General features: G+C 73.9%; 1 protein-coding gene and 1 pseudogene. One reads left to right on the top strand and one right to left on the bottom strand.

Features of this window, described 5'->3' with window-relative positions; translation table 11 throughout:
* Positions 1-17 precede the first annotated feature (17 nt).
* The gene (hisC, locus tag E1283_RS36330) at positions 18-1085 is read right to left on the bottom strand and encodes a histidinol-phosphate transaminase (protein ID WP_132822410.1); all 1068 of its coding nucleotides are present in this window, start codon (positions 1083-1085) and stop codon (positions 18-20) included.
* Positions 1086-1093: 8 nt separating this feature from the next.
* Between hisC and E1283_RS36325 the strand changes: the two are divergent.
* A pseudogene (locus tag E1283_RS36325) lies at positions 1094-1220 on the top strand (alpha/beta fold hydrolase); the annotation flags it as partial.

The raw sequence follows: 1220 nt of genomic DNA, 5'->3' as shown, positions 1-1220 counted from the left end.
GGTGGGTGGGGGAAACCTCAGCCCGCCACCAACCGGTCGCGCCGGAACTCCGCCGCCACCCGCAGCAGCAGGTCGTTGGCCGCCGGCTCGGCGACCGTGACCCGGGCGCCCTCGCCCGCGAACGGGCGAACCGTCACGCCCGCCGCCTCGCACGCCGCCGCGAAGTCCACCGTCGCCTCGCCCAGCCGCAGCCACACGAAGTTCGCCTGCGACGCCGGCACCGTCCAGCCCTGCGCCGCGAGTGCGGACTCCACCCGCTCCCGCTCCGCGACCAACGTGTCCACCCGCTCCAGCAGCGCCGCCTCGCTCCGCAGCGACGCGATCGCCGCGTCCTGCGCGATCTGGCTCACCCCGAACGGCACCGCGGTCTTCCGCAGCGCCGCCGCCACCGGCTCGTGGGCGACGGCGAAGCCGACCCGCAGTCCGGCCAGACCGTACGCCTTGGAGAAGGTCCGCAGCACGCACACGTTGGGCCGGTCCCGGTAGAGGTCGATGCCGTCCGGCACGGACGGGTCCCGCACGAACTCGCGGTACGCCTCGTCGAGCACCACCAGCACGCCGCTCGGCACCCGGTCGAGGAAACGTTCCAACGCCGCCCGCGGCACCGCCGTCCCGGTGGGGTTGTTGGGGTTGCAGACGAAGACCAGCCGGGTCCGCTCGGTGATCGCGTCGGCCATGGCGTCCAGGTCGTGCGTCTCGCCCGCCGTCAGCGGGACCCGCACCGACGTCGCCCCGGAGATCTGGGTGATGATCGGGTACGCCTCGAACGACCGCCACGCGTAGACGACCTCGTCGCCCGGGCCCGCCGTCGCCTGGAGCAACTGCTGGGCCACGCCCACCGAGCCGGTGCCGGTCGCCAGGTGCGCCACCGGCACCCGTAGCCGCTCGGCCAGCTCGGTGAGCAGCGCGGAGCAGGTCATGTCCGGGTAGCGGTTGAACGAGCCGGCCGTCGCCACGGCGGTCTCCAGCACCCCGGGCAGCGGCGGGTACGGGTTCTCGTTCGAGGAGAGCTTGAACGAGACCGTGCCCTCACTGGCCGCGCGGCCCGGCACATAGGCCGGGATGCCGTCCAACGCCGGACGCAGCCGCGGCCCGGCGGGCGCTCGGTGACGAGCGGCTCAACTACTTCGGCTTCTCCTACGGGACGAAGCTGGGCGCCGTGTACGCGCACCTCTTCCCGGGGAGCGTCGGCCGCACCGTCCTGGACGCCGTCGTGGATC

The sequence above is a fragment of the Streptomyces hainanensis genome, from assembly GCF_004348415.1.
GTDB classification, from domain to species: domain Bacteria; phylum Actinomycetota; class Actinomycetes; order Streptomycetales; family Streptomycetaceae; genus Streptomyces; species Streptomyces hainanensis.
The sequence above is the reverse complement of the archived record's forward strand: the minus strand, read 5'-3'. Positions and strand labels throughout refer to the sequence as shown.